Annotated in this window: 1 protein-coding gene and 1 riboswitch; the gene reads right to left on the bottom strand. The window is 47.5% G+C overall.

Annotated elements, in window-relative coordinates:
• Nucleotides 1–81: 81 nt before the first annotated feature.
• The gene (locus VIP81_RS16600; RefSeq protein ID WP_331963184.1) at nucleotides 82–1,260 is read right to left on the bottom strand and encodes a PLP-dependent aspartate aminotransferase family protein; all 1,179 of its coding nucleotides are present in this window, start codon (nucleotides 1,258–1,260) and stop codon (nucleotides 82–84) included.
• Between the two features lie 153 nt (nucleotides 1,261–1,413).
• Nucleotides 1,414–1,527, bottom strand: a riboswitch (SAM riboswitch).
• Nucleotides 1,528–1,567: the final 40 nt, after the last annotated feature.

Raw genomic sequence — 1,567 nt, 5'->3', positions numbered from 1 at the left:
CGCTCCCGCCGCTGATGATCATTGGTACGCTGGTAGATCCGCTGGCGACGATACTCAATGCCACGGGCGACAACGTAGCTGCTATGCTGACAACGCGCTTTCTGCGTGGGCGGGTACCGGCAGTTTCGTAAACGCCTGTTCCAGGTCGGCCAGCAGGTCTTCCGTTTCTTCAAGTCCTACCGATAAGCGAATCAAACTATCGCTTACCCCGGCGGCTTTTCTCTTTTCTGCAGGAATAGATTTATGCGTCATAGCAGCCGGATGGCAAACTAAGCTCTTGATGCCACCCAGACTTTCCGCCAGTTTAAAGTAATGGGTAGACGTCACAAATGCGGTAGCAGCTTCGGTCGTATCTTCTTTCAGGGTGAAAGAAATAATACCTCCAAACCCTTTACTCTGCTGCTTTGCCAGCTCATGTCCTTTATGGGAAGGCAGGCCGGGATAGAATACTTTTTCTACCGCCGGATGTTTCTCCAGGTATTCTGCTAATGCCTGTGCATTGATACCATGTTGTTTGATGCGCAGGTGCAGGGTTTCTATACCACGTATGAGCAGGAAACTATCGAAGGGCGACAGTATTGCGCCACAGGCATTCTGGTAAAATTTGATCTCTTCTCCCAGTTGTATTGTTTTGGACACTACCACGCCGGCAATCAGGTCACTGTGTCCGCCGAGATACTTGGTGGCACTGTGGATCACCAGATCTGCACCGAGCTGCAAAGGCTTCTGCAATATGGGGGAAGCGAAGGTGTTATCTACGCAGAACAAACAGTTATGTGCCTTTGCAATGCGGCCAATAGCTGCAATATCAGAGATCTTCAACGTAGGATTGGTGGGTGTTTCCAGCCATATCAAACGGGTAGCCGGCGTAATCGCATTAAACACCGCCTGCGTATCCGATGTATCCACGTAGTTTACTTTGATACCAAACTTCTCATATACTTTATTAAAGAGACGGAAAGCGCCGCCATAGATATCATCTACGGCTACAATTTCGTCGCCGGATTTCAAGAGTTTGATCACCGCGTCGATGGCCGCTAATCCGCTGGAGAAGGCAGAAGCGGTAGCACCGCCTTCCAGTTTCGCAATAATTTTCTCTGCTGTTTCGCGGGTTGGATTATTGGAGCGGGCATAGTCGTATCCTTTGTTTAGGCCGGGGGCATCCTGTACAAAAGTAGAGGTCTGGTAAATAGGCACTGCAATGGCGCCGGTGTGTGGGTCTACGGGAATAGAGTGGATCAGTTCAGTAATTGTGCTCATCTGTTTTTTGATTTTTAGTTTGATGAAAATTGATTAAACAGGTCCGTTAAATGAGCATATCAAGGGTAGGCAGGGGCATAAAAAAAACTCACCTGGGAGCCAGATGAGTTTTATCATTATATCAATAATAATGTATCGTAAAACTTAGAATCTGACTTATCTTTCCTGGTTATTCAACCGGGATGGATGCAGCACCTTTCACTGCTTGCGCAGTGATGGTTGCTAAGGTATCGTCGGGCCATGTCCCTCCTCCTTTCTTGATAAGCTATTTAAAGAACTGGTGCAAAGATAATGCAGAAAAATTAAC

The organism is Chitinophaga sp., assembly GCF_036566945.1.
GTDB lineage: Bacteria > Bacteroidota > Bacteroidia > Chitinophagales > Chitinophagaceae > Chitinophaga.
The sequence above is the reverse complement of the archived record's forward strand: the minus strand, read 5'-3'. Positions and strand labels throughout refer to the sequence as shown.

Coding starts and splice junctions, on each gene's coding strand:
- VIP81_RS16600 (WP_331963184.1), bottom strand. CDS start 1,260: ATGAGCACAATTACTGAACTGATCCACTCTATTCCCGTAGACCCACAC.